At 39.4% G+C, this 23422-nt stretch carries 17 protein-coding genes; 15 read left to right on the plus strand and 2 right to left on the minus strand.

Annotation, left to right across the window (positions count from 1 at the left end; genetic code table 11):
* Nucleotides 1-234 precede the first annotated feature (234 nt).
* From fis to purD, 3 genes are all read left to right on the plus strand, one after another.
* The gene (gene fis / locus E0H82_RS05055) at nt 235-504 is read left to right on the plus strand and encodes a DNA-binding transcriptional regulator Fis (protein ID WP_001086304.1); all 270 of its coding nucleotides are present in this window, start codon (nt 235-237) and stop codon (nt 502-504) included.
* Nucleotides 505-595: 91 nt separating this feature from the next.
* A complete protein-coding gene (gene purH, locus E0H82_RS05060; protein ID WP_131263634.1) occupies nt 596-2170 on the plus strand; it encodes a bifunctional phosphoribosylaminoimidazolecarboxamide formyltransferase/IMP cyclohydrolase in 1575 nt (524 codons plus the stop codon).
* A 142-nt stretch (nt 2171-2312) separates the two neighbouring features.
* Nucleotides 2313-3596, plus strand: coding sequence for a phosphoribosylamine--glycine ligase (purD, locus tag E0H82_RS05065; protein WP_131263635.1), 1284 nt, complete (start codon nt 2313-2315; stop codon nt 3594-3596).
* Between the two features lie 96 nt (nt 3597-3692).
* Here purD and E0H82_RS05070 read toward each other — a convergent pair whose 3' ends face one another.
* Nucleotides 3693-4814: an AraC family transcriptional regulator gene (locus E0H82_RS05070; protein ID WP_131263636.1), complete on the minus strand. Its 1122-nt coding sequence runs from the start codon at nt 4812-4814 to the stop codon at nt 3693-3695.
* 205 nt (nt 4815-5019) lie between these two features.
* On the opposite strand from E0H82_RS05070, the gene E0H82_RS05075 reads away from it, so the two are divergent.
* The 11 genes from E0H82_RS05075 to E0H82_RS05125 all read left to right on the plus strand — a co-directional run bounded on the left by E0H82_RS05075 (nt 5020) and on the right by E0H82_RS05125 (nt 19584).
* The gene (locus tag E0H82_RS05075; RefSeq protein WP_131263637.1) at nt 5020-5910 is read left to right on the plus strand and encodes a 3-hydroxyacyl-CoA dehydrogenase; all 891 of its coding nucleotides are present in this window, start codon (nt 5020-5022) and stop codon (nt 5908-5910) included.
* Between the two features lie 774 nt (nt 5911-6684).
* A complete protein-coding gene (locus E0H82_RS05080; RefSeq protein WP_131263638.1) occupies nt 6685-7560 on the plus strand; it encodes a MetQ/NlpA family ABC transporter substrate-binding protein in 876 nt (291 codons plus the stop codon).
* A 72-nt stretch (nt 7561-7632) separates the two neighbouring features.
* On the plus strand, nt 7633-8658 hold the full coding sequence (locus E0H82_RS05085; protein ID WP_131263639.1) for a methionine ABC transporter ATP-binding protein: 1026 nt from the start codon (nt 7633-7635) through the stop codon (nt 8656-8658).
* Entirely contained in the window at nt 8655-9350 is a 696-nt protein-coding gene (locus tag E0H82_RS05090) for a methionine ABC transporter permease (RefSeq protein ID WP_131263640.1), read from the plus strand. Before E0H82_RS05085 ends, E0H82_RS05090 begins: the two co-directional genes overlap by 4 nt.
* 280 nt (nt 9351-9630) lie before the next feature.
* Complete coding sequence (locus tag E0H82_RS05095; protein WP_228258626.1) at nt 9631-10065, plus strand: hypothetical protein; 435 nt, start codon at nt 9631-9633, stop codon at nt 10063-10065.
* A 180-nt stretch (nt 10066-10245) separates the two neighbouring features.
* Complete coding sequence (gene dnaE, locus E0H82_RS05100; RefSeq protein WP_131263641.1) at nt 10246-13815, plus strand: DNA polymerase III subunit alpha; 3570 nt, start codon at nt 10246-10248, stop codon at nt 13813-13815.
* 41 nt (nt 13816-13856) lie between these two features.
* The gene (locus E0H82_RS05105; RefSeq protein WP_131263642.1) at nt 13857-14711 is read left to right on the plus strand and encodes an RNA methyltransferase; all 855 of its coding nucleotides are present in this window, start codon (nt 13857-13859) and stop codon (nt 14709-14711) included.
* Nucleotides 14704-15513 carry a serine O-acetyltransferase gene (gene cysE / locus E0H82_RS05110; protein WP_131263643.1) on the plus strand — a complete coding sequence of 270 codons (810 nt, stop codon included), beginning with the start codon at nt 14704-14706 and terminating at the stop codon, nt 15511-15513. The genes E0H82_RS05105 and cysE overlap by 8 nt, the downstream gene beginning before the upstream one ends.
* A gap of 117 nt (nt 15514-15630) precedes the next feature.
* Complete coding sequence (locus E0H82_RS05115) at nt 15631-16548, plus strand: ABUW_2363 family tetratricopeptide repeat lipoprotein (RefSeq protein WP_131263644.1); 918 nt, start codon at nt 15631-15633, stop codon at nt 16546-16548.
* Between the two features lie 121 nt (nt 16549-16669).
* Nucleotides 16670-18676 carry an esterase/lipase family protein gene (locus tag E0H82_RS05120; protein WP_131263645.1) on the plus strand — a complete coding sequence of 669 codons (2007 nt, stop codon included), beginning with the start codon at nt 16670-16672 and terminating at the stop codon, nt 18674-18676.
* A gap of 179 nt (nt 18677-18855) precedes the next feature.
* Nucleotides 18856-19584, plus strand: a complete 729-nt coding sequence (locus tag E0H82_RS05125; RefSeq protein WP_131263646.1) for an SDR family NAD(P)-dependent oxidoreductase — start codon at nt 18856-18858, stop codon at nt 19582-19584.
* Nucleotides 19585-19842: 258 nt separating this feature from the next.
* Here E0H82_RS05125 and E0H82_RS05130 read toward each other — a convergent pair whose 3' ends face one another.
* Complete coding sequence (locus E0H82_RS05130) at nt 19843-22536, minus strand: LuxR C-terminal-related transcriptional regulator (RefSeq protein WP_131263647.1); 2694 nt, start codon at nt 22534-22536, stop codon at nt 19843-19845.
* Between the two features lie 352 nt (nt 22537-22888).
* On the opposite strand from E0H82_RS05130, the gene E0H82_RS05135 reads away from it, so the two are divergent.
* A complete protein-coding gene (locus tag E0H82_RS05135) occupies nt 22889-23383 on the plus strand; it encodes a 2,4'-dihydroxyacetophenone dioxygenase family protein (RefSeq protein WP_131263648.1) in 495 nt (164 codons plus the stop codon).
* Nucleotides 23384-23422 lie beyond the last annotated feature (39 nt).

Genomic DNA, 23422 nt, shown 5'->3' on the forward strand with positions numbered 1-23422 from the left:
TTTATTCCAGATAATGCGTAGGGTATCTATTTTTTGTTTTGATTTGATCAGTAACAAATATTAAATAATTGTTACGTATGTTTTTTGATCAGTGCGGCTGAATTGTGGCAAGCTAAATGTACGAGTTTTAGAACTCCTCGTTTTAGGATCTAAAACGGAGTTCATTTATTTTTTATAGACAACATTAATATATCGCTTTACCCAAGTGGTATCTGATTTTTCGGATTAATTCGCATGAATAGCAAATCTCCTATTTTTACTGCACAATCTGATGTTGCTCTACGTATTCACGTAGATCGCGCAGTTCGCCATTACTTTGCTCAATTGCAAGGCGAGCAACCTTCTCAGGTCTATGACATGGTGCTAGCAGAAATGGAGAAACCTCTTTTATCTGTAGTTCTTGAGTATACGCGTGGTAATCAAACACGTGCTGCCGAGATTCTTGGACTGAACCGTGGCACTTTACGTAAAAAGTTGAAAGCTCACGGTTTAATGAGTGAATAAATGATAAAATGCTTGCGGCTTCCGCGGGCATTTTTTTTACCTGCTATTTTTAGCTTTTTTGTTTTAATCCTTGATAACTGTGACGAAGATCATGACCATTAAACGCGCATTAATCTCTGTTTCCGATAAAACTGGTATTGTTGAGTTCGCTCAAAACCTTTCTGCTCTAGGGGTAGAAATTTTATCAACTGGCGGTACATATAAGTTGCTTAAAGACAACAACATCGCAGTTGTAGAAGTTTCAGAGCACACAGGTTTCCCAGAAATGATGGATGGTCGTGTAAAAACTTTACACCCAAAAATTCATGGCGGTATTTTAGCTCGTCGTGGTCTAGACGAAGCAGTAATGGCTGAGCACAACATCGATGCAATTGACTTGGTGGTTGTGAACCTTTATCCATTCGCTGCAACAGTGGCTAAACCAAACTGTTCACTTGCAGATGCGATTGAAAATATCGACATCGGTGGCCCAACAATGGTTCGTGCTGCTGCGAAAAACCACGCCTCTGTAGGTATTGTGGTCAATGCTACAGACTATGACACTGTTGTTGCTGAGCTTAAAGCAAATGGCGCTTTGTCTTATGAAACTCGTTTTGACTTAGCCGTTAAAGCATTTGAACATACAGCACAATATGACGGCATGATTGCTTCTTACCTAGGTGCACGCGTTGGTAAAGAAGAAGGTCAAGCAGACAAGTTTGCACGTACTTTCAATACACAATTAAATAAAGCTCAAGACTTGCGTTATGGTGAAAACCCACACCAATCAGCAGCATTCTACGTAGAAAGCACAGCAACTGAAGCCTCTGTTTCAACTGCGAAACAGCTTCAAGGTAAAGAACTTTCTTATAACAATATTGCAGATACAGATGCCGCACTTGAATGTGTAAAATCATTTGCAAAACCTGCTTGCGTCATCGTTAAACACGCAAACCCTTGTGGCGTTGCTGTGTCTTTAGATGGCATTCAAGCGGCATACGACTTGGCTTATGCAACAGATACTGAATCAGCGTTCGGTGGCATCATTGCATTCAACCGTGAATTAGACGTTGCAACAGCACAAGCGATTGTTGACCGTCAATTCGTGGAAGTGATCATTGCACCAAGTATCGCTGAAGGCGTACTTGAAGTAACAGGCGCGAAAAAGAATGTTCGTGTTCTCGTTTGTGGTGAATTACCTGCAATTGACGAACGTGCTCCACAATTAGACTACAAACGTGTAAACGGTGGTCTATTGGTTCAAGAGCAAGACTTAGGCATGATCACTAAAGATGACCTTAAAGTCGTAACTAAGCGTGCCCCTACTGAACAAGAAATTGATGACATGATTTTTGCATGGAAAGTTGCAAAATATGTGAAGTCGAATGCAATTGTTTATGCAAAAAACCGCCAAACAATTGGTGTGGGCGCAGGTCAAATGAGCCGCGTCAACTCTGCGCGTATTGCAGCAATTAAAGCAGAACATGCTGGCTTAGTGGTTGAAGGTGCAGTTATGGCATCAGATGCATTCTTCCCATTCCGTGATGGTATTGATAATGCAGCGAAAGCAGGCATTAAATGTATTATTCAACCGGGCGGTTCTATGCGTGATGAAGAAACCATTGCAGCAGCTGATGAAGCAGGTATTGCCATGGTGTTCACAGGTATGCGTCATTTCCGTCATTAATTTACAATAATTCATATTCAAAAATCCCCCTAAATCCCCCTTTAAAAAGGGGGACTTATCATGAATTAAAGGGCTCTTTAAATTCGTGATGCCCCTCCCTTTTCAAAGGGAGGCTAGGAGGGATTAAAAAAAGGATAGTAAGATGAACATTTTAGTTTTGGGTAGTGGCGGTCGTGAACATGCATTGTCATGGAAAATCGCTCAAGATGAAAAAGTAGCTAAGGTATTTGTTGCACCTGGTAATGCAGGGACTGCAACTGAAGATAAATGTGAAAACATTGCATTAGACATTCAAAATAATCCTGCAATTATTGAATTTGCTCAAAATAATGCGGTTGATTTAATTGTGGTCGGCCCAGAAGCACCACTTGTAAATGGTGTCGTTGATGCATGTCGTGAAGCAGGTCTTAAAATTTGGGGACCTACTCAATTTGCTGCACAGCTAGAAGGCTCAAAAGCTTTCGCAAAACACTTCTTAAAACGCCATAATATTCCAACTGCATTTTATGATGTGTTCACAGAAGTAGATGCTGCCAAAGCCTATGTAACAGAACATGGTGCTCCTATCGTCATTAAGGCCGATGGTCTTGCTGCGGGTAAAGGCGTAATTGTTGCAATGACCAACGATGAAGCTTTTGCAGCAATTGATGACATGTTAGCTGGAAACAAATTTGGTGATGCCGGTTCTCGTGTTGTTGTTGAACAATTCCTTGCAGGTGAAGAAGCCTCTTTCATTTGTATGATTGATGGTGACAACATCCTTCCTATGGCAACTTCACAAGATCACAAGCGTATCTTTGAAGGTGACCAAGGTCCAAATACAGGCGGTATGGGTGCATACTCACCTGCTCCAGTGGTTACTCCTGAAGTCTTTGATCGTGTAATGACTGAAATTATGCGTCCAACTGTGGAAGGCATGAAAAAAGATGGTCATGTTTACACAGGCTTCTTATATGCTGGTCTCATGATTGATGAACAAGGTTCACCTCGTGTAATCGAATTTAACTGTCGTTTTGGTGACCCTGAAACACAACCGATTATGATGCGTTTAAAATCTTCACTGGTCGATTTGGTTGAAGCTGGTATTGCAGGTAATCTGCCAGCAGAAGCTGAATGGGATGAACGCAAATCAATTGGTATTGTTCTTGCTGCAGAAGGCTACCCAGAAACCGTTCGTAAAGGTGACGTGATTTCTGGTCTTGGTCAATCTCCTGAGAACACCAAAATCTTCCATGCAGGCACAACAATGAGTGCTGACGGTCACATCTTGACTGCGGGTGGTCGTGTTTTATGTGTAACTGCACTTGGTGATACTGTACTTGAAGCGCAAGTCAATGCTTTAGAAGTTTGCGGTCAAGTGACATTTACAGGTATGCAATATCGTACAGATATTGGTTATCGTGCTATTGCACGTGAAAATACTTAAAAGCATTCATACGAAAAAAACCCGCTGAATGCGGGTTTTTTTATTGATGAAATTGAATTAATTTCATCGAATGAAATGCAATAAAACAGCATAAACTCAATTCAATTTATCACTCATTATTAAAGGTGTAGCAGATGCTGCTGTGACCCTATTTTTTAGCTCTCTCGGTGTCATTCCAAACCAATTACGACATGCTCTGCTTAAAGCGGATTGCTCTGAAAAGCCAAGTACGGACGTAATTTGACTCATGGTTGCTTTAGAGTCGACCAGATATTGTAAAAGGAGTTCCCGTCTTAATTTTTCTTTTATTTCCTCAAAACTTGTGCCCAACTCATTGAGTTTACGCTGCAAGCTTCTAGGATGCATTGCTAACATATTTGCGACATCAACTTTATTCGCTTTAGGGCTAGATAAATGAATCCGAATTGCATGACGAACATGTTCGACTAATGAACCTTGATTATTACGAAAACTTTGCTCAAGATAATGATCAACTATTTCACGCAAACCACTATCAGCACTATTAAATTGAATATCTAACATACTTTTATGTAAATACAATGCTGCGCGGTTCTGCCCTACAACTACATCTGCATTAAAAAAACGCTTATAGACATTCAACGGTGCAATAGGATGATGCGGCAATGCCACTTTCAGTAGCCGGTACTGTTCACCACTCAAATATTTTATTACTCGATGACACACAGCAAGCCCGAGGTCAATAACTTGACGCTTACTTAAAATATTTTCTGAATTTTTAAGTTGTATATCAAAAACAATTTCAATAATTTCAGTATTCTGATCCGACAAATCAGTTATTACATGCTCATTCATATGTAACCGAAGTGCTGAACCATGCAAAAATAAAAGGTCAGATGAAAACTTGATCATCTCGCGGAATGTCGATGCGCTTTGTAGAATTTGCCCAAGGACACCTAATACACGGATATCCTGATAACTGGAAATTCGCAAACCCAAATCAGCACAATTGGCTTTTTGCGAACTCTCTTCTAAAAGCTGTATTAATGCCTGATGTTTAATCCATACATTTTCAGCCTGTATATCGGTTACATAGATTTCATACTTCGTTAATAAGGGTATTGGGTCCATACCAAGCGACTGCATAACATCTACATAACCTCGCAATCCTGAGCTATGTACCATATCTTGCCGTGCATTTTTATTATTTACAAAATCCAACGAATCTGAGTACACCATTCAAACAATCCTTGTCTCAACATGTCAAAAAAAAGACTCATATCGTCAAGTTATCATAAATATAAATGGGCAGCATAGTGTTAATGAACAGATTTTCTGTTCATTAATATTGCACATCCAACAAATACTTGGGTACTGCAAATAAATACGGTACATGGATATGAAATACCGTATTTCTGATCAAACATAAGACAAGGAAATTAGAATGAATTTTAAAAATGTAACTGTCGCAGGCAGTGGTGTTCTCGGCTATCAAATCGCATTTCAGACTGCATTTCACGGCTTTAAAGTTTCAGTTTACGACATCAATGATGACGTACTTGCTAAAGCAAAAGCTAAGTTTTTTGAATTAAGTGAATGCTATAAACGAGATCTCAATGCAACCCAAGAACAACTCGACAATACATTTAACAATCTTAGTTATCAGTCAAACCTCGCAGAAGCCGTTAAAGATGCGGATTTAGTGATTGAAGCGGTACCAGAAGATCCAAATATCAAACGTAATTTTTATGAACAATTAAGTCAAGTTGCCCCTGAAAGAACCGTATTTGCAACCAATACTTCAACCTTAATGCCGAGTCAGTTTGCTGAATTTACCGGACGCCCTGAAAAGTTTTTAGCTTTGCATTTTGCCAATATGATTTGGATTAACAATATGGCAGAAATTATGGGACATAGTTCGACTGACTCAAAAGTATTTGAAGACGTAGTCGAATTTGCTCAAGCAATTGGTATGTTGCCACTCCCGATTTACAAAGAGCAACCTGGCCATCTTCTTAATTCAATGCTTGTGCCATTTTTAATCTCAGCATTAGATCTTTGGGTAAAAGAGGTCTCTCAACCTGAAACGATTGATAAGGCTTGGATGAAATCATTTGGTTCACCTAAAGGACCTTTTGCAATTCTGGATATTATTGGTATTAATACAGTTTACAATGTTGCAAAGCTAAATGTTGATACCAATCCACTTATGGTGCCATTGATGCAAAAGTTAGAGGCTGAATTTATTACTCCTGGCCATTTGGGCATGCCGACAGGCAAAGGTTTTTATAACTATCCAAACCCAGCATACGAAGCAGCTGATTTTTTAAAATAAAATGAAATACGTGTAGGGGTTAAAGTTTTAAATCTTTACATGAAAAATCAGATGAGATAAAAGTCAAAGCGATCACTCTACGTGCTATGGCTTTGGCTTTTTCCCAGAATCCCATTCATTAAAAACCCAAAGCAAGGCTTTGTATTTTCTCAATAGAAGCTATATTTCATAAAATTCAAGACTAGACTTTAGTCTGTTATTGAACATCTCTTCAATTTCAATATCAATGACTTGAACCCAATTCATGCATTTAAATTATCTATAAATTCAACCCTTTATATAGTTAAAATCCTACTCTGTTTACACAAATTATTCATTTTTCAGATGTCTATTGGATAAAATCTTATAAAGCTTATTTTTTCAGCAAAATGAATAGATTATTTATATTTATTTAAAACAATACATTGTTTTTACTATTATTTTATAAAAAAGAAGAACTTTCTTTTGCGACTAAAATGATAAGCATTGCATTCTTATTCGCTATATTGAATATAGTTTTATTGTTATGATAGCGTATCTTTTTGAGACTTCAGAGCTGCCTTGGCAGTAATGCCGCATGATTTCAATATCATAACGCGCTAATCTGTTTCTCTAAATACGAAATTATTTTGGTCTTGTTGGGATGAAGCGTTTTTCTTGCTCCAATTACAGCGAGAAAACGCAAAGTACCGAATTTTTATCAGACAACTTCTTTTATTGTGAGCATCGGACATTTATTTAGCATGTCTTTATAATGTAAAAACGATAAAAGTAGGTCTGTACTAGGAAATATTCATGAAAAAGCTATTTAGCGTTTTATTGAGTGCATCTGTGTTAACACTCAGTGCCTGCAGCAAACAGGAAGCTCCTGCAACTGAAACAAAAACTGATGCGGCAACGACTACCGAACAAACTGTAGTCATGGCTTCGACTGGCTCTGACGCTGATATTTGGCGTTTCATTGCAACGCTTCCTGAAACAAAACAAGCAGGAATTAAGCTTGAAGTGAAAAACTTTACTGACTACGTTGCAATGAACACTGCTGTAGCCAATAAAGAAATCGACATCAACGCATTCCAATCTTATGCTTACCTTGTTGCATTCAATGCCAACAATAAAGACAAGATTGCGCCAGTTTCTACGACTTACCTTGAACCAATGGGTATTTACTCAAGCAAAGTGAAAAAGCTTGATGAATTCCAGAATGGTGCAACCATTGCCATTCCTAATGATGGTGCTAACGAATCACGCGCATTGTTATTACTTCAATCTGCTGGCTTAGTAAAATTAAAAGCTGGTTTTGATGATGTAAAAGGTACACCTGCTGACATCGTTGAAAACAACAAGAAAATCGTGATCAAACCAATCCAAATGGCAACTGCTGTTCGTGTTAAAGACGAAGTAGATGCAATTGTTTTGGGTAACACATTGGCTATGGAAGGTGGATTAAACGTATTGAAAGATGCGGTTTTCTACGAACCAGTTGACCAAAGTACGAAGATGAATGTCAACATTTTAGCAGTAGCTGAATCACGTAAAGATGACCCAATCTTGAAAAAAGTAGGCGAGCTTTACCACACCAAAGCTGTAGAACAATATGTTCAAGAACACTTTGGCGGCACTAAAATTGATGTAAACAAACCTGTTAGCTATCTTACCGAAAGCAAATAGTAATATAATGCTGCAAACAAAACAGGCAAAGTGACTTTGCCTGTTTTTTCATTTTGTACAGTTCTTGACGCTATGATTGAATTTAAAGACATCTCAAAACACTACGAGCTCAAAGGTCAAACCATACGTGCTCTGGATAACATTAACCTGACTATTCCAGATAGCAGTATTTTCGGCATTATTGGCTACAGTGGTGCAGGTAAAAGTACCTTAATCCGTCTGATTAATTTGCTTGAACGTCCTACGCAAGGTCAGGTCATTATTCGTGACACCGACTTTACAGCATTGGATGCACGTTCATTACGTCAAGAACGTGCAAATATCGGCATGATTTTTCAGCACTTCAATTTACTGCAAACCAAAACGGTTGCAGCCAACATTGAAATGCCACTTAAACTTTTAGGCTTTTCCAAAGCGGAAAGAGAAAAGCGCCTGAATGAACTACTCGAATTTATCGATCTTAAGCATAAAAAAGATGCCTATCCCGATGAACTTTCTGGTGGTCAAAAGCAACGTGTTGGTATTGCACGTGCGTTGGCGAATCATCCCAAAATCTTACTTTGCGATGAAGCAACTTCAGCACTTGATCCTCAAACCACAAAATCAGTTTTAGCCTTGTTAAAAAAGATTAATCAGGAACAAGGCATTACCATTGTGATGGTGACGCATGAAATGGATGTGATTGAATCGGTTTGTGACTATGTGGCAGTTATGGAACAAGGCAAAGTGATTGAAACAGGGCCTACCCTTGAAATTTTCAGTCAGCCACAACATCCAACGACCAAAAACTTCATTCAAACTGTTTTACAGCAGCAATTGCCGATCAATATTCTTAATAATTTAGAGAATCAAAATCAGCACAGTATTTATAGCTTGCAATTCTTAGGCACTTCCGCCCAAGAAACTGTGGTTCAAGCTGCAATTAAACAATTTGATATTAGCTTAAATATTTTATTTGCCAATATGACTGAAATTAACGGTTCGGTAATTGGGCAGATGTTTATTCAGCTATTGGGCGATCCAGACATCATTCAAGAGACAATTGCATTCTTTGAGCAACATGGTGTGAAAGTTGAACAATCTGGAGTCTGCGAATGAGAGATTTAATCGTACAATGGCTGACAGACCTTACGGCACCATTTTGGCATAGTTCACTCAGTATTGACCAATTTGTCACTGCCCTGCAGGAAACGTTTCACATGGTGTTTTTTGCCATGCTGTTTGGTTCTATTTGGGGCTTTATTCAAGCCATTGCCTTATTAGTGACGCGTCCAAATGGTATTTTACCAAATCGTGTGGTTTATCATATATTAAACCCGATTGTGAATGCCTTACGTTCATTACCATTTATTATTTTACTCATTGCAGTCATTCCACTGACTAAAGTACTTGTGGGGACTTCTATTGGTACGTGGGCAGCCATTGTTCCACTCACCATTTATGTAGGACCTTATATTGGTCGTCTGATTGAAACTTCACTCCTAGAAGTCAATGAAGGGATTATTGAATCCGCTCAAGCGATGGGTGCGAGTCCTTGGCAAATCATTTTCAAATTTATTGTACCTGAAGCGCGCAGTTCACTTATTTTGAACTTAACGACTGCAACTATTAGCTTAATTGGTGCCACTGCGATGGCAGGTGCTGTAGGTGCTGGCGGTATTGGTGATCTCGCAATTTCTTATGGTTATCAACGTTTTGACACCAGTGTGGTCATCCTCACCGTAATTGTTCTACTGATCTTAGTACAGTTAGTACAAAGCTTTGGTGACTGGTTGTCTCGTTTAAGATAAAACAGATCTTTTAAAGCTCCCTAAATGGGAGCTTTTTTTCAAATTCGAAATTTATATAATCAGCATAACAACAAACAAAGCCCAACTTAATCATGAAAATAAAGACGATATTAATGAGCCTTTGTATGCTTTCGATGATCAGCCATGCAAATACTATTTCTTATAATTATGTCACCAGTGTCAAAGTCAACCAGATTGAACTGAATGCTGCGGTATCAGCAGATCAAGTCAACAAATTGATAACGGATGGGAAGACTACAACCCATAAAGTCTATTCAGAATGCACTATGAATACAGTTTAAATCACTCACCCAATAAAACACTAAAATTTGAAATCTTCACTGAAGATAATCCCAAAATCAAAGCTGAACAATTTTATCAAAATAAATCCAGTTTCAAACAATTAGGGCAAACCAAAGGTCGTATCTGGATGACTTGGAACAATACCAAAGACATGTCTGAAAATATTTTTGTACAAAATATCCATATCTCACCGCAATATTCATTACAGCAATTTAAACAAGATTTTAAACACAGTGCTCGCAGGATCAATCCTTCAGGAAAAGCACAAGTCCTGATATTAGAACACAATCAAGCCAAAGCGTATTTGAATCATCCCCAAGAGTTCAGTCCACCCTACACAGCTTATCTCAACTTTCAGTTTAAGGACGGAAAACTAGCACAATTCGCCATTCAGCAAGCGCTTGGTTGTTAAGTCTATCCACCCATTTCTTAAATCTGTCTATGAAATGGGTTCTAAATTTTGGGTGCGACAAAATAAAACAAGCCTGCAAAGGCTTTCAAGCTACTAAATCTTAACCAATTCATTTCAATTAAACTCAGATTAAGCGCATAGCGTGCTAAACTAATGAGTGGTTTTTGCAGGAACTCATTTATGCACTTTGTTCATCTTGGTATTCATACCGAATATTCTATTACTGAATCTATCGTTCGGATACCTGATCTAATTAAAGCTGCCGTAAATGATGAAATGCCCGCTTTGGCATTGACGGATTTATCTAATCTGCATGCCGCTGTGAAATTCTACGGCTCTTGCCTATCCAAAGGCATCAAACCGATTTTAGGTTCAGTGATTCGCCTGAATGATGCTGAACATCGTGTGACCTTATTGGCTATGACCAATCATGGTTGGCGTGGGTTAACAGAAATTGTTTCCCGTGGTTTTATTGAAGGTCAGCAACTCGATATTCCCTGCGTACAAAAAGACTGGGTTCTAGAACAACATCAAGACATTATTGCCTTACTGGGTATGCATAGTGATGTCGGCAAAATGCTGTGTTCGTCAAACCCACAAAAAGCTGAACCCTTACTCGAACAATGGATCGAAAAATTTGGTAATCGTGTTTATTTAGCACTCACCCGAACTGATCGCCCCTTTGAAGACGATTACATTTTAGAAGCCGTTAAACTGGCTAAAAAATATAATATTGGTGTAGTGGCACATAATGATGTGCACTTTATTACCCGTGAAGACTTTGATGCACATGAAGCCCGTGTCTGTATTGCCGATGGTTATGTTCTAGGCGACAATCGTCGCCCAAAACCTTATAGCTCTGAGCAATATTTTAAAACCGCAGCTGAAATGACCGAGCTGTTTTCTGACTTGCCGACTGCAATTGAAAATAGCTTCCACATTGCTCGACGTTGTAATGTCACCCTACAATTGGGCAAGTACTTCCTACCTGATTATCCAATTCCCGAAGGTCATACCATTGACACCTTCTTTGAACATTTGTCCAAAGAAGGTTTAGAAGAACGTCTGAATCATTTGTACCCTGTAGAACAACGCGGTGATGATTGGGCTGAAATCCGTAAACCTTATGATGACCGTATTACTTACGAAATTAATATTATTAACTCAATGGGGTTTCCTGGCTACTTCCTGATTGTCATGGACTTCATTCAATGGTCAAAAAATAACGGTGTACCTGTTGGTCCTGGTCGTGGTTCTGGTGCAGGTTCATTGGTTGCATATAGTTTAAAAATTACCGATCTCGACCCACTTCGTTACGATCTGCTTTTCGAACGTTTCTTGAACCCAGAACGTGTTTCCATGCCCGACTTTGACGTCGACTTCTGTATTGCAGGTCGAGATAAAGTCATTGACTACGTGGCACGTAACTATGGACGAGATGCAGTTTCTCAGATTGCGACCTTCGGAACTATGGCGGCAAAAGGTGCCATTCGTGACGTTGCGCGTGTCTTAGGTAAATCTTATGGTTTAGCGGATCGTATTTCTAAAATGATTCCAACCAAACCTTTAGGTTTAACTTTAGAAGAATCGATTGAAGCCGAACCACAACTAAAAGATATTGTCACGAACCCTTCAAATCCAGACAATGACGATGCCTCAGAAATCTGGGAAATGGCCCTCAAATTAGAAGGGATTACTCGTAATACAGGGAAACATGCCGGCGGTGTAGTCATTGCACCGACTAAAATTACCGACTTCTCTGCGGTACTCTGTGATGCGGACGGTACAGGTCGTGTTTCACAATATGATAAAGACGATGTAGAAGCAGCAGGACTGGTCAAGTTTGACTTTTTGGGACTACGTAACTTAACCGTTATTGAAGATGCAGTGCAAAATATTAACAAGCACTATCCTTCTACCATCCCACTGGATATTGCCAATATTCCTTTAAACGACAAAGATGCTTACTTGGTCTTTGCCGATGCCAACACCACAGCGGTATTCCAGTTTGAATCCGTCGGTATGAAAAAAATGCTCAAAGAAGCTCGTCCGAGCAAATTTGAGGAAATTATTGCCTTCGTATCTTTGTACCGTCCGGGTCCTATGGATCTGATTCCTGACTTTATTCATCGTATGCACGGTGGCGAGTTCGAATACTTACATCCTTTACTTGAAGGTGTGCTTGAACCGACGTACGGTATTATGGTCTATCAAGAACAGGTGATGCAGGCCGCGCAATACTGTGCGGGCTACACCCTTGGTGGCGCAGACTTACTCCGCCGAGCCATGGGTAAAAAGAAACCCGAAGAAATGGTAAAACAGCGCCAGATCTTTATTGAAGGTGCTGCACAAAAAGACATTGATGAAGCCACGGCCAACCATATCTTCGACTACATGGAAAAGTTCGCAGGTTATGGTTTTAACAAATCCCACGCCGCTGCCTATGCTTTGGTTGCCTATCAAACAGCTTGGTTAAAAGCACATTACCCTGCCGAATTCTTGTCTGCGGTACTTTCTTCGGAAATGCAGAATACTGACAACGTCGTGTTCTTGATTGATGACTGTCGTAATAATGGTTTGGACGTTTTACCGCCATCTGTGAATATGTCGCTGTATCATTTCCATGCTACTGATGAGCAAACCATTGTTTATGGTTTAGGCGCGATTAAAGGTGTCGGTGAACAGGCGATGCAGTCAGTCATTGACTCCCGCCTCCAGAATGGTCCTTATAAAGACCTGTTTGATTTCTGCCATCGTATTGATTTAAAGAGAATCAATAAACGTACCCTTGAAGCGCTGATTCGTGCAGGTGCTTTGGACTGTTTAGGTATTGAACGTTCAAGCTTAATGGCCCAATTGCCTGAGGCTGTACAAGCCGCAGAACAAGCACGTAGCAACCGTGAAACAGGCATTATGGATTTATTTGGCGAAGTTGAAGAAGTTCAACGTAAGCCTGCAAAGCCAGTTAAACCATGGTCAGATGAAGTCCGCTTAAAAGGTGAAAAAGACACCCTAGGTTTATATTTAACAGGGCACCCAATTGATGTCTATCGCCCTGAATTAAAATCTTTTGTTCCTGCAAAAATTAATGAATTGACACCAACACGTCGTGGTGTAACTACAGTATTTGCAGGCTTAGTGGTCGATGTTGCTAACTTCCCGAACCGTGTCATGATTACCTTAGATGATGGTACATCACGCATTGAGGTTTCTGCCAATCACGAACGTTTCCAACGCTTTAAAGACATTATTGTCAATGAGCGTGTGGTGGTGATTGAAGGCGAAATTTATGAACGTGAAGGATATGATCGTCCAATGGGACGTTTAACCAAAGCCTTTAGCCTGAATGAAATTCGTCAAAAACGTGCCAATAGCATTCAAGTTAAGTTACACGCTGATCATCTAAGTAAAACTTTAACTCAAGATTTACAAAAAATCTTGTTGCCCTATTGCAATGTCGATCTGTGCAATCATATTCCTATGTTATTGCAACTCGATTATGCCTATGCTTCTGCGGAATTACATTTTGGCATGCAATGGAAAGTTGCTCCTTTAGATGAACTTTTAAGTAAATTGCGCGATTATTTTGGTAAAGAAGCCATCTATGTTGAATATCAGGTGAAATCTAAGGCTGCCAAAGCCGTCAATTACGAGCAAGCCAAACCAGTACAAGTCCCTCCTCCACCCGCCGATTTAAGCATGGATGAGGCAATGGATTTATATCAAGCTGACGTTAATCAATATTCATAACGATTAACCGAATTCAGCAAGTAAACAAGATTGGAAATGCAATGAATCAATTCGACAATACTGCGGTTGCAGCACATCTTTCCCATATCCGTATTGTCATGGTGAATACGACCTTGCCTGCCAATATTGGTAGCGCACTGCGGGCCATGAAAACTATGGGGCTTAGCCAATTGGTCTTGGTTGCTCCAAAAACCTATCCTCATCCAGACATTGAAGCACTGGCTGCTGGCGCAGTAGATCTGATTCCGCAAATTAAAATTGTAGACACCCTAGAACAAGCCATTCAAGACTGTCACATTGTCTTTGGGACCAGTGCACGTAGCCGTACTATTCCTTGGCCATTGCTGGATGCACGCCCTGCGGCAGAAATATCACTTCAAGCCGTGGTCACACAACAGCAAAATGTTGCCGTAGTCTTTGGACGTGAAGACCGAGGCTTAACCAATGAAGAACTAGCCTTGGCCAACTATCATGTCACTATTCCAGTCAATATCGATTACGGCGTATTGAATGTGGCTCAAGCCATTCAAATCATTTGTTATGAAATGCGGATGGCGGCATTGGCACGGATTGAACAAACCGAAGATCCAGAAGCCACCATGCCAGTCACAGATACTACGCAAATGCATTGGGATGAACCTTTAGTAACGCATGACCAAATGCAGCAGTTCTATCCACATTTAGAGAAAATGCTTGAAGATATTGAGTTTTTAGATCCAAATAATCCAAGATTACTGCCTTTACGCTTGCGTCGACTATTTGGGCGTATACAATTAGATAAAATGGAATATCATTTACTTCGCGGTATTTTTAGTCGCGTACAAGCCTTAAATAAAGGAACTTGGAAACCATCTACACCTAAGACCAAAGACAAAGAGGATCCGTCTAATGCTTAAACAGCTAAAAGAGGATATACAAGCTGTCTTCGCCCGCGATCCAGCAGCGCGAAACACTTTAGAAGTTTTAACCACTTATCCTGGCATTCATGCCTTAATCATGCACCGTATGGCACATGAATTGTGGAAAAAAGACTGTAAAGGCTCAGCTCGACTACTATCATCATTTAGCCGTTTTGCGACAGGTATTGAAATTCACCCTGGTGCAAAAATTGGTCGTCGCTTCTTTATCGATCATGGTATGGGTGTAGTAATTGGTGAAACTGCCGAGATTGGCGATGACGTTACGCTCTATCATGGTGTCACATTAGGTGGTACCACTTGGAATAAAGGCAAACGTCACCCTACGCTTGAAGATGGTGTGATTATTGGTGCTGGTGCCAAAATTTTAGGACCGTTTACCGTAGGTAAAGGTGCAAAAGTTGGGTCAAATGCGGTGGTCACCAAAGCCGTACCTGCTGGGACAACTGCTGTCGGAAACCCTGCACGCTACATCAGTAAAGACCTTCCAAAAGATCAAGATGAGGCACGTCGCCGTGATTATGCCGAAAGTATTGGATTCCAAGCCTATGCTGCAACGCAAGACCAATCAGACCCAATGCTTGAAGGTATGCGTATTTTATTAGACCGTATTCAAAATAATGAAAAACGTATGAATACGCTTTGCCAACGTTTATCTCTGCTTGATCCAACCTTTAAAAAGCAGCAATTAAATGAACAACCATACAGTAAAGAAGAGTTAAAAATTATTGAAGATGTGCGCCGCGAATGTGAAGCACAAAGTAGTCAATCTAAGCCATAACAACATAATTAAAAACCAACTGTAACACGCCCTATATTGCATGTTCGCTATAGTTTTCTTAGACTGACGAACATGCAAATTTTTTATTACTTTTAAAAGAAAGAATGGATGAATACTATGACGTTAAAGCCTCTGGCAATCGCATTAATTGCCGCATCATTTCTAACGGCGTGTAGCATAACCCCAACCAAAGATAAGAACTCTAAAGAACCGATTATTTTCACAGAACCCGATACAACTCCCCCATTTTATGCACTGAACCCATTTGACTATGCTGCACCGCCTCCATTTGAATTGGCATTGAAGCAAGCTGCTGCTCAGCCAGTCACAAAAATGGTGGTAACAAATTCAGCCAATCCAAATGAAAAAATTACGCTAGAAACAAATCGTTTGATCATTCCTACGATTAATAACAATCAACGCACGATCAAATATGCCGTTTTGGCAGGTGAAAATGAAATTGATATCACGGATATTGATGACTTTTTACAGTTAGTTGAAGGCAAAGCACGCCACTACCCACCACGTTTTACAGAACGCAAAGAACGTAAAGGTTTCGAAGCAAAATTAAAACAAGTCACGCAAGAATTAGATACGCTTGCTGTCCGCGATGATGCCTCTTTCGATATTTTAGTGCGTGCATTTAAAGCCAGTGTTATGGCACGTAATCTTGACTTAGGCTCTGTGTATACCACCAAATCTTTAACGTATGCACAGCGCATCTTAAAAATTAATCAAGATGATGCTGAAGCCAACTTCTGGTTTGGATTTGGTTTATCTGAAGGTGGTGGTCAACGTGAAGCTATTCCATATTTAGACAAAGCCATGAAAGCAGGTGTTCAGGAAGCTTATTTGTCCGCTGCCAATAACTATATTGCACTGGAACAAAAGAAAAGTGCCATCCAAATTCTAAAAAACTACAAACTCAAATATCCTCAAGAAGCTGCTGTTGCTGATCGTTTAATTAGCGAAATTGAAACTCAAGGTCGCTGGAATGTCTGGCAAGTATTAAATACTCCCCCTAAAGCATCTTAATCTCATTCACTACATCAAATAGACCGTCCAGTACGGTCTATTTCTTTTTCTGTGCATTGAAAAAGCTGACAATTATCGTATGATTAAAAAAAACAAACAAAATGAAAGTTAAGATCCGCCTATGCCAAAGAATTTTAGCCATATTGCCCTGCTTTCTGTACTGGTCACCTCTCTACTTTCGGGTTGCCAAGTTGTTACTGTCAAAAATCAAGCTGTAAAAGTCACCATCACCAATGAACGTGAAAGTATTCTGACACGTGATAAGCTGAGTGAAGCAAGCCTGAATGTTTTATCCATGACGGGGCGTGAAGCTAAAATCTGTACAGCACATCCCACTCAATGCGTTGAGGAATTACAGCAAATTCCACAAATTCAAGATGAACAATTATATTCCACAGCCAGTGAACTGTATCTGGCGCGGGCACTGGCATTAGAAGGTTCTTCAGACTGTAAAATTGGATTACTGACTAGCCATAAATCTGAAGAAAAACAGAAAATTCAACAAGACATATATAATCAGTGCTTAGACCAAGAATTAGACATGTTGGATAAAAGTATTCGCTATAGCTATGCCTACATGTTCAAAACCCAACGTGGCCCTGAAGATCGAATTTTTGATAACCGACAAGTGCAAATACGAGATTTCTATAACTTAGCGATTGCAAATCTTTCTAATGCTTATAGTCTTCGTTACCCTGAAAAAGAAGTTCAGCGTCAAATTAAAATTGGTCAGAGTATTTATGACATTGATTTTAGTAATTATCCTTTGCTGAAAGATCAGAAAATTGAACAACTGATGTCGAGTTATAATCTAAATTTTTCAGGTCTACGCTCGATTAACCGTCGTGATGGTTTTGGCTCTGAATTTGTGGTGGTACTCCCAGATTCGAACGCTCAACAAAAAGAATCCAATCAATACATTCTTGATCCTTTACATTTTTCTTATGACAGTGGAATCAATCCAAATATTCATAAAGCACGCTACTTGGCAGCAACATTTACCGCTGAACCTAAAGTAGCCACTTCAGTCAATGATATTTTAACCAAACCTGAATTTGTGATTCGGGCCTATGATCCGTATAAATATGAATCCATTCAGCTTGCTGGACATAAATATCCTTTAGCCGCTAACTTCTCGACTCCATACGGTTTATGGTTAGCCCAGAATAACTTGGGTAAAGCGGCCTATCTGACCCTGATTGACCGTGAAAACCGTTTAACCATGCCCCACTTATATATGTTAGAACCTTACAATCCGAATAAAAAAGTGATTGTGTTGGTTCATGGTTTAGCCAGCAGTCCTGAGGCTTGGGTTCGTCTAACCAATGACATTATGGGAGATAAAGTCTTAAGAGAAAATTACCAAGTCTGGCAAGTTTTCTATTCGACCAATATGCCCATTATAGAAAGTCGCTTGCAAATTTACGCACTTCTTAAACAAAGTTTCGCACAAGTTAATGCAAGCGCTTCCGCAAAGAATGATGCTGTACTCATTGGACATAGTATGGGGGGAATTATTGCCCGTCTGTTGGTCAGTGATGCTGATGTCACCAAAAAAGCACTGTCGATGATGAGCAATCGACAACTCAGTAAATATAAAAAAGTCCCGATTGTTGCACAGCGCATGCAAATACAAGATATTCCTAATTTTAGCCGTGCGATCTTTATTTCTGCACCACACCACGGCACAGCGTATGCCGACCTTTGGTTTACCCGTGCAGCTCGTAAAGTCATTAAACTTCCTGGGGCATTCTTAACTGCGGTTGGTGACACTTTACAAAGCCAAGATTTAGATTTCTCGGACTTAGCCAAACAAATTGATCAAGGACTCATTCAGAATGGCCCAAGTGATTTAAGTCATAAGTCTAAATTTATGACAATCACTTCAGACATAATGCCGCGTAAAGGTCTGTTATTTCACTCAATTATGGGCAATAACACCAAAAGTGATGACCTTAATGTCATTACGGATGGCATTGTGCCTTACAAGAGTGCTCACCTAGAAGGTGCTGTCTCTGAAAAAATTATTCACGGTGGCCATTCAATTCAAGAAACACCTGAAGCAGTGTTAGAGTTAAGGCGTATTCTGCGTTTACATCTCGTCCAACTTGGACTTTATAAACCATAAAGTACATACCAAAGCCTATGTCTAAAAACATAGGCTAATTTCTTTTATGCTTTTCCTACTCTCCCATTTTACCCATTCATTCGAATGGTTTTTTACAACAATTCTTTCCAATTGATTCTGCAACCGCTAAGGTAAATCCCAACAGCATAGTGCTGACTACACAACAAAGGGATTGGAACATGGATGCGTTCAACACAAAAATTTTTGAGAATAAAGTTGCAGTCGTAACTGGCGGGACTTCAGGTATTGGTCAGGCAGTTGCTATTGCTTTTGCTGAAAAAGGCGCAAAAGTTTGGGCACTTGGTTTACAAGCACAAAAAGCCGTTTATCCAGCTGGTTTAGACATTGAAACAGTTGAAATGGATGTCACTGACAAAGCTGCTGTTGATGCATTCTTTGCAAAAGTTGATCGTATTGATACTCTATTCAATGGCGCAGGCATGGGTTCAATTGCTGAACACGAATTAGATACTTATAAGAAAGTACTCGAAGTCAACCTAACTTCAGTATTTTATATCAGCGAAGTTGCAGCAAAGGCCCTCGCAAAATCTGATAACCCTTCAATTATTAATGTTTCTTCACTTTATGCACAATTTGGTTCAGCTCTTGCACCAGCTTACTCTTGCTCTAAAGGTGCAATTGACCAATTAACCTTCTCACACGCATTAAGTTTGGCTCAAGCAAATATTCGCGTGAACGCTGTAGCACCAGGCTGGATCGATACACCGCTGATCCAACCATTAAAAGATATGCCAGAAGTCTTTGGAGGCATTATGGCACGCTCTCCAATGCAACGTTTAGGTAAACCATCTGAAATTGCAAACGTAGTACTTTTCTTAGCTTCGGATGCAGCAAGCTTCGTAAATGGCGCGATTGTAAAAGTTGATGGTGCATACTCTATTTTCTAAGTTGTAGGCACAACCAACGTTAGAAAAGAGGTTCTAGCTGTTTCCCAGCCTAAAGGAAACGGTATGAATTTTAAATATAAAGATTACTTCCGTATGATCTTAATATTCAAAATTTAAAGAAAACACTTAAAAAATTCTTATTATTTTAATCAAAAAAACAAAATCAATTAAACCAGTTCCCTATCTTGCCCATGTCTTAGCGTTTAGACATGGGCAACTTTTTTTTAATCCGTTTGCACTGTCTGACTGACTGTTGCTTTAGAGGATTAATCCCTTCCTCTTGGCTTCCGTAACTGCTTCAAGCCTCGAACGTACACCCAATTTGTTATAAATATTACGCAAATGCCACTTTACTGTATTTACAGACAAGAAGACTTTATCTGCAAGCTCAATATCGGTACAACCCTCACTCACCTTCTGCAAAATTTGCAATTCACGTTTAGAAAGTAATTCGGTTTGTATAACGCCTAGATCATCATCTACCGATGTTTCAGATAAAGGAACACTACACATTGCAGCCAGCATTTCAGCGAAAGCCAAAACAGAAGGGTCTTTTTTCTGCTTGGACTGAGCCAAATGTCTCATATAATCAGCCAAGAGTTGGGATAGCAGCGGATGTTCATCCAATACAATCCGTACAGCTTTCGTTGGCTCTAAAATGACCAAAGCTTTTTCAAACCATACAAATGCAGCTTCATTGTGATTTAAACGATAATCAGCTAAGGCCAATAATAATAAAATGCGGACTCTTCTTAATGGATAAGTCAGAATTCGATCTAATTCTTGTTCAAGAAATACCTTCGCTTGCGTCTCACGATCTGTAAAAATTAACTGTCGATAAAGGGTTAAATCATCCCCTGTAATAACATTGGAAATATTCAATGTCTTCTCGACATGACGATGGCACAACTCCTCTAGATTTTCAGCTGTCGTCTCAAATAACTTTTGTTTTTTATCGAACCATTGATATTGATCATAAATATTCTGAACCGTTCGGCTTAACCTTGGCATAGACCAATTATTGGTACAAATTTGTGCTTGGGTCAAATATGCTTGCTCTGCCTGCACGTCACCTTGAATATGCGCTAAACGCAATAACAACTCAAAACCGACGATTGCCAAATCTGGAATAATCAATTGTTCGCCGTTACTAAAATGCTTCAGTGTGTTTTCTGCTAACGTAATCTCATTCAAGTCATAATAAAGATAGCCTTTTACACTACTGGTAATCATATTCACAATTGGTCTTAAAAACTCATCTGAAGTGAGTTTCAAATAGTCATCGCTTTTGCCAATGTGATTAATTTTAACCAATGCCTTGTCTAAATTACCTTCTAAATAGTCACATAAAGCTTCAATACAATCCGTAATAATTAACCCAAATACGTTCTGACCTTGTATATATGCAGCGCGGGTTTGAATAATACTTTTTCTGGCTTCAGTAATTTTACCCAAACAAATATGGTACAGCGCACCAATCCCAATTAATGGTGCACGAACAAAGTAGGAATTTTCTGATAATTTTGAAATATTTGTTTGGGATAACTCATAGGCTTGTTTAATTTCATCTCCCATTAAGGCAATCATGGGCTCAAGACCTAATTGGTCATCACCGACAACTCGCTCATTGGGGTCAATTTTGAGCCAAAGTTGCAGATAATGATTACCCAATAAATGCTGATGGGTCATGATTAAAGACCAGATAACGTCATATAACAACGTGGTACGCTGCACCAAAAGTGCATCTGGAATTAACTTGACCAACTCGACTAAACTATAAAAACGACCTTCTAAGACCAGCTCACGACTGACTGCACTTAAAAGTTCCAAGACCAATACTTGGTTTTCAGCATGCTGCGCGTGATAAATGGCTTCCATTAAATAATGATGTTGTTGATACCAATAAGCCGCGCGCAAATGTGCAGCTTTATATTGCTCAGCATCTAAAATCTTAAAACGGTTCTCTAAGAATTCACGGAATAAATGCTGAATACGATACCATGTGCGTTGCTCATCTAAAGCCTGTAAAAATAGTCCCGTCTGAAGCATTTGCTCTAGCAGTTTTGCAGATGCAGGGTTTTGTGCAACTTCCTGAATATTAGACAAACTTATTTTTCTTAATACACTAATATTCAAAAGAAAATTCTGCATTTCTTCGGACAACTGAATAAAAACCTGTTCGCTCAGATAGTCTACAATTTGATTGTGAGCACCACTTAAGCTTTGAATAACAGCGCCAGCATCGTGATAATTTTTTAAATATAAATTGGTGAGCTGAATTCCAGTGAGCCAGCCTTCTGTTTTCTCAATCAATTGATCTGCCAGCTTTGGGGTTAAGGTGACGTGATCAAAATTTTGTTGTTTTAAAAAATGAATTAATTCGGCACTATCTGCCGATTTGATACTTAACTGAACTTCGGTAACCAGCTTTAAACGACCCAGCAAATACTCTTTAGCAAAGCTCCAATTTGGTTTGACTCTGGATGCAATGACCAAATGACAATTGTGCGGTAAATATTGGTACAACCACCACAAAATATTTAAACATTCAGAATTTTCTAAGACTTCAAATTCATCAATAAAAAATACTGTTTCAGAATCAATATCTGAAACTCGCTGAACTAGCTCAAGAAGATTCTGCTTGTGAATTTGTCCATCTGGAACAGAGTTCAACTGTTCCAAACCCAATAATGCTAACCACAAATATTGGTAAAGCCGAATTGGATCATTATCATCGCTGTCTAAAGTTAACCAACTGACTCTTTTGCCTTTAGTAATGAATACTTCACTCAGTTGATACATGAGCGTAGTTTTTCCATAACCTGCTGCTGCATGAATAAAAACAAGAGAAGATTGGCAATTTTCCAACATCTGGTTTAGCAACTCAGGACGTTGCATCACCATATTACTCATCATGCTTGGACGGCTGAGCTTAGTTTTTAATACTTGCATATCATTTCATCCAATCTTTCTTATTCAGTTCCATGAGCAAATTTCCACTCCTTGAAATTTAACATCACACATCATCTTCGTAAAAAGCGTGATATGTTCCCCTAAAAAACGCAACCAAATTAAAATAAGGCGCGTAATACTTCAATATGAAATTGAATCAAAATCCAGATTTTAAATACATTTTTAAATTCAAACCACCCGAGCAATAATCAAACGAGTACAAATCCATTCTTTTGAATGGTTTGCTTATTATGAAACATTGCTATGCTCAAGCTTAAGGAAATAACAGATAAACGCTACTATAGCGTTCTGATATCTCATTCTCCAAAAAAAGACATACATGGAGTTTGTCATGAGCATTGCACAATCAATCAATCATCAAGACCGTTTATTAACAATTAATGTAAACGATGGCGAAATCAAAAATGCCTTACCAGGTGTACATGTAACACCTTGCTTTTTAGATCCAGATAATGGTACTTGGGTTATCCGCGCACGTTTTGATGCGGGCACAGTGCTTCCACGTCACTTCCACACGGGTGTAGTACATTTTTATACCACAGCAGGTTCTTGGCATTATGTCGAATATCCTGAAGATGTTCAAACAGCTGGAAGCTATTTATTTGAACCAGCAGGTTCTATCCATACTTTAGCAACCCCTGAAGGCGCTGAAGGTTTCATGGTCATTGAAGGCGCAAACGTCAACTTAAATGATGACGACTCACTCATGTTCATCATGGATGCAGGTTGGATCGAGCGTACACTTCATGCAGTCGCGCAGCAAACAGGGCAAAAATTGCCGCGTTATATCAAACCCGGCGCTGGCGTTGTATTAACTGGCGAATAAACGGATCAAGGACTTTTAACAACAGTTAGAAGTCCTTTT

It is taken from the genome of Acinetobacter sp. ANC 4910, from assembly GCF_004331035.1.
GTDB lineage: Bacteria > Pseudomonadota > Gammaproteobacteria > Pseudomonadales > Moraxellaceae > Acinetobacter.

Excerpts from the sequence above, each read along its gene's own strand:
- fis (WP_001086304.1), top strand. The coding sequence starts at position 235 with ATGAATAGCAAATCTCCTATTTTTACTGCACAATCTGATGTTGCTCTA.
- purH (WP_131263634.1), top strand. The coding sequence starts at position 596 with ATGACCATTAAACGCGCATTAATCTCTGTTTCCGATAAAACTGGTATT.
- purD (WP_131263635.1), top strand. The coding sequence starts at position 2,313 with ATGAACATTTTAGTTTTGGGTAGTGGCGGTCGTGAACATGCATTGTCA.
- E0H82_RS05070 (WP_131263636.1), bottom strand. The coding sequence starts at position 4,814 with ATGGTGTACTCAGATTCGTTGGATTTTGTAAATAATAAAAATGCACGG.
- E0H82_RS05075 (WP_131263637.1), top strand. The coding sequence starts at position 5,020 with ATGAATTTTAAAAATGTAACTGTCGCAGGCAGTGGTGTTCTCGGCTAT.
- E0H82_RS05080 (WP_131263638.1), top strand. The coding sequence starts at position 6,685 with ATGAAAAAGCTATTTAGCGTTTTATTGAGTGCATCTGTGTTAACACTC.
- E0H82_RS05085 (WP_131263639.1), top strand. The coding sequence starts at position 7,633 with ATGATTGAATTTAAAGACATCTCAAAACACTACGAGCTCAAAGGTCAA.
- E0H82_RS05090 (WP_131263640.1), top strand. The coding sequence starts at position 8,655 with ATGAGAGATTTAATCGTACAATGGCTGACAGACCTTACGGCACCATTT.
- E0H82_RS05095 (WP_228258626.1), top strand. The coding sequence starts at position 9,631 with ATGCACTATGAATACAGTTTAAATCACTCACCCAATAAAACACTAAAA.
- dnaE (WP_131263641.1), top strand. The coding sequence starts at position 10,246 with ATGCACTTTGTTCATCTTGGTATTCATACCGAATATTCTATTACTGAA.
- E0H82_RS05105 (WP_131263642.1), top strand. The coding sequence starts at position 13,857 with ATGAATCAATTCGACAATACTGCGGTTGCAGCACATCTTTCCCATATC.
- cysE (WP_131263643.1), top strand. The coding sequence starts at position 14,704 with ATGCTTAAACAGCTAAAAGAGGATATACAAGCTGTCTTCGCCCGCGAT.
- E0H82_RS05115 (WP_131263644.1), top strand. The coding sequence starts at position 15,631 with ATGACGTTAAAGCCTCTGGCAATCGCATTAATTGCCGCATCATTTCTA.
- E0H82_RS05120 (WP_131263645.1), top strand. The coding sequence starts at position 16,670 with ATGCCAAAGAATTTTAGCCATATTGCCCTGCTTTCTGTACTGGTCACC.
- E0H82_RS05125 (WP_131263646.1), top strand. The coding sequence starts at position 18,856 with ATGGATGCGTTCAACACAAAAATTTTTGAGAATAAAGTTGCAGTCGTA.
- E0H82_RS05130 (WP_131263647.1), bottom strand. The coding sequence starts at position 22,536 with ATGCAAGTATTAAAAACTAAGCTCAGCCGTCCAAGCATGATGAGTAAT.
- E0H82_RS05135 (WP_131263648.1), top strand. The coding sequence starts at position 22,889 with ATGAGCATTGCACAATCAATCAATCATCAAGACCGTTTATTAACAATT.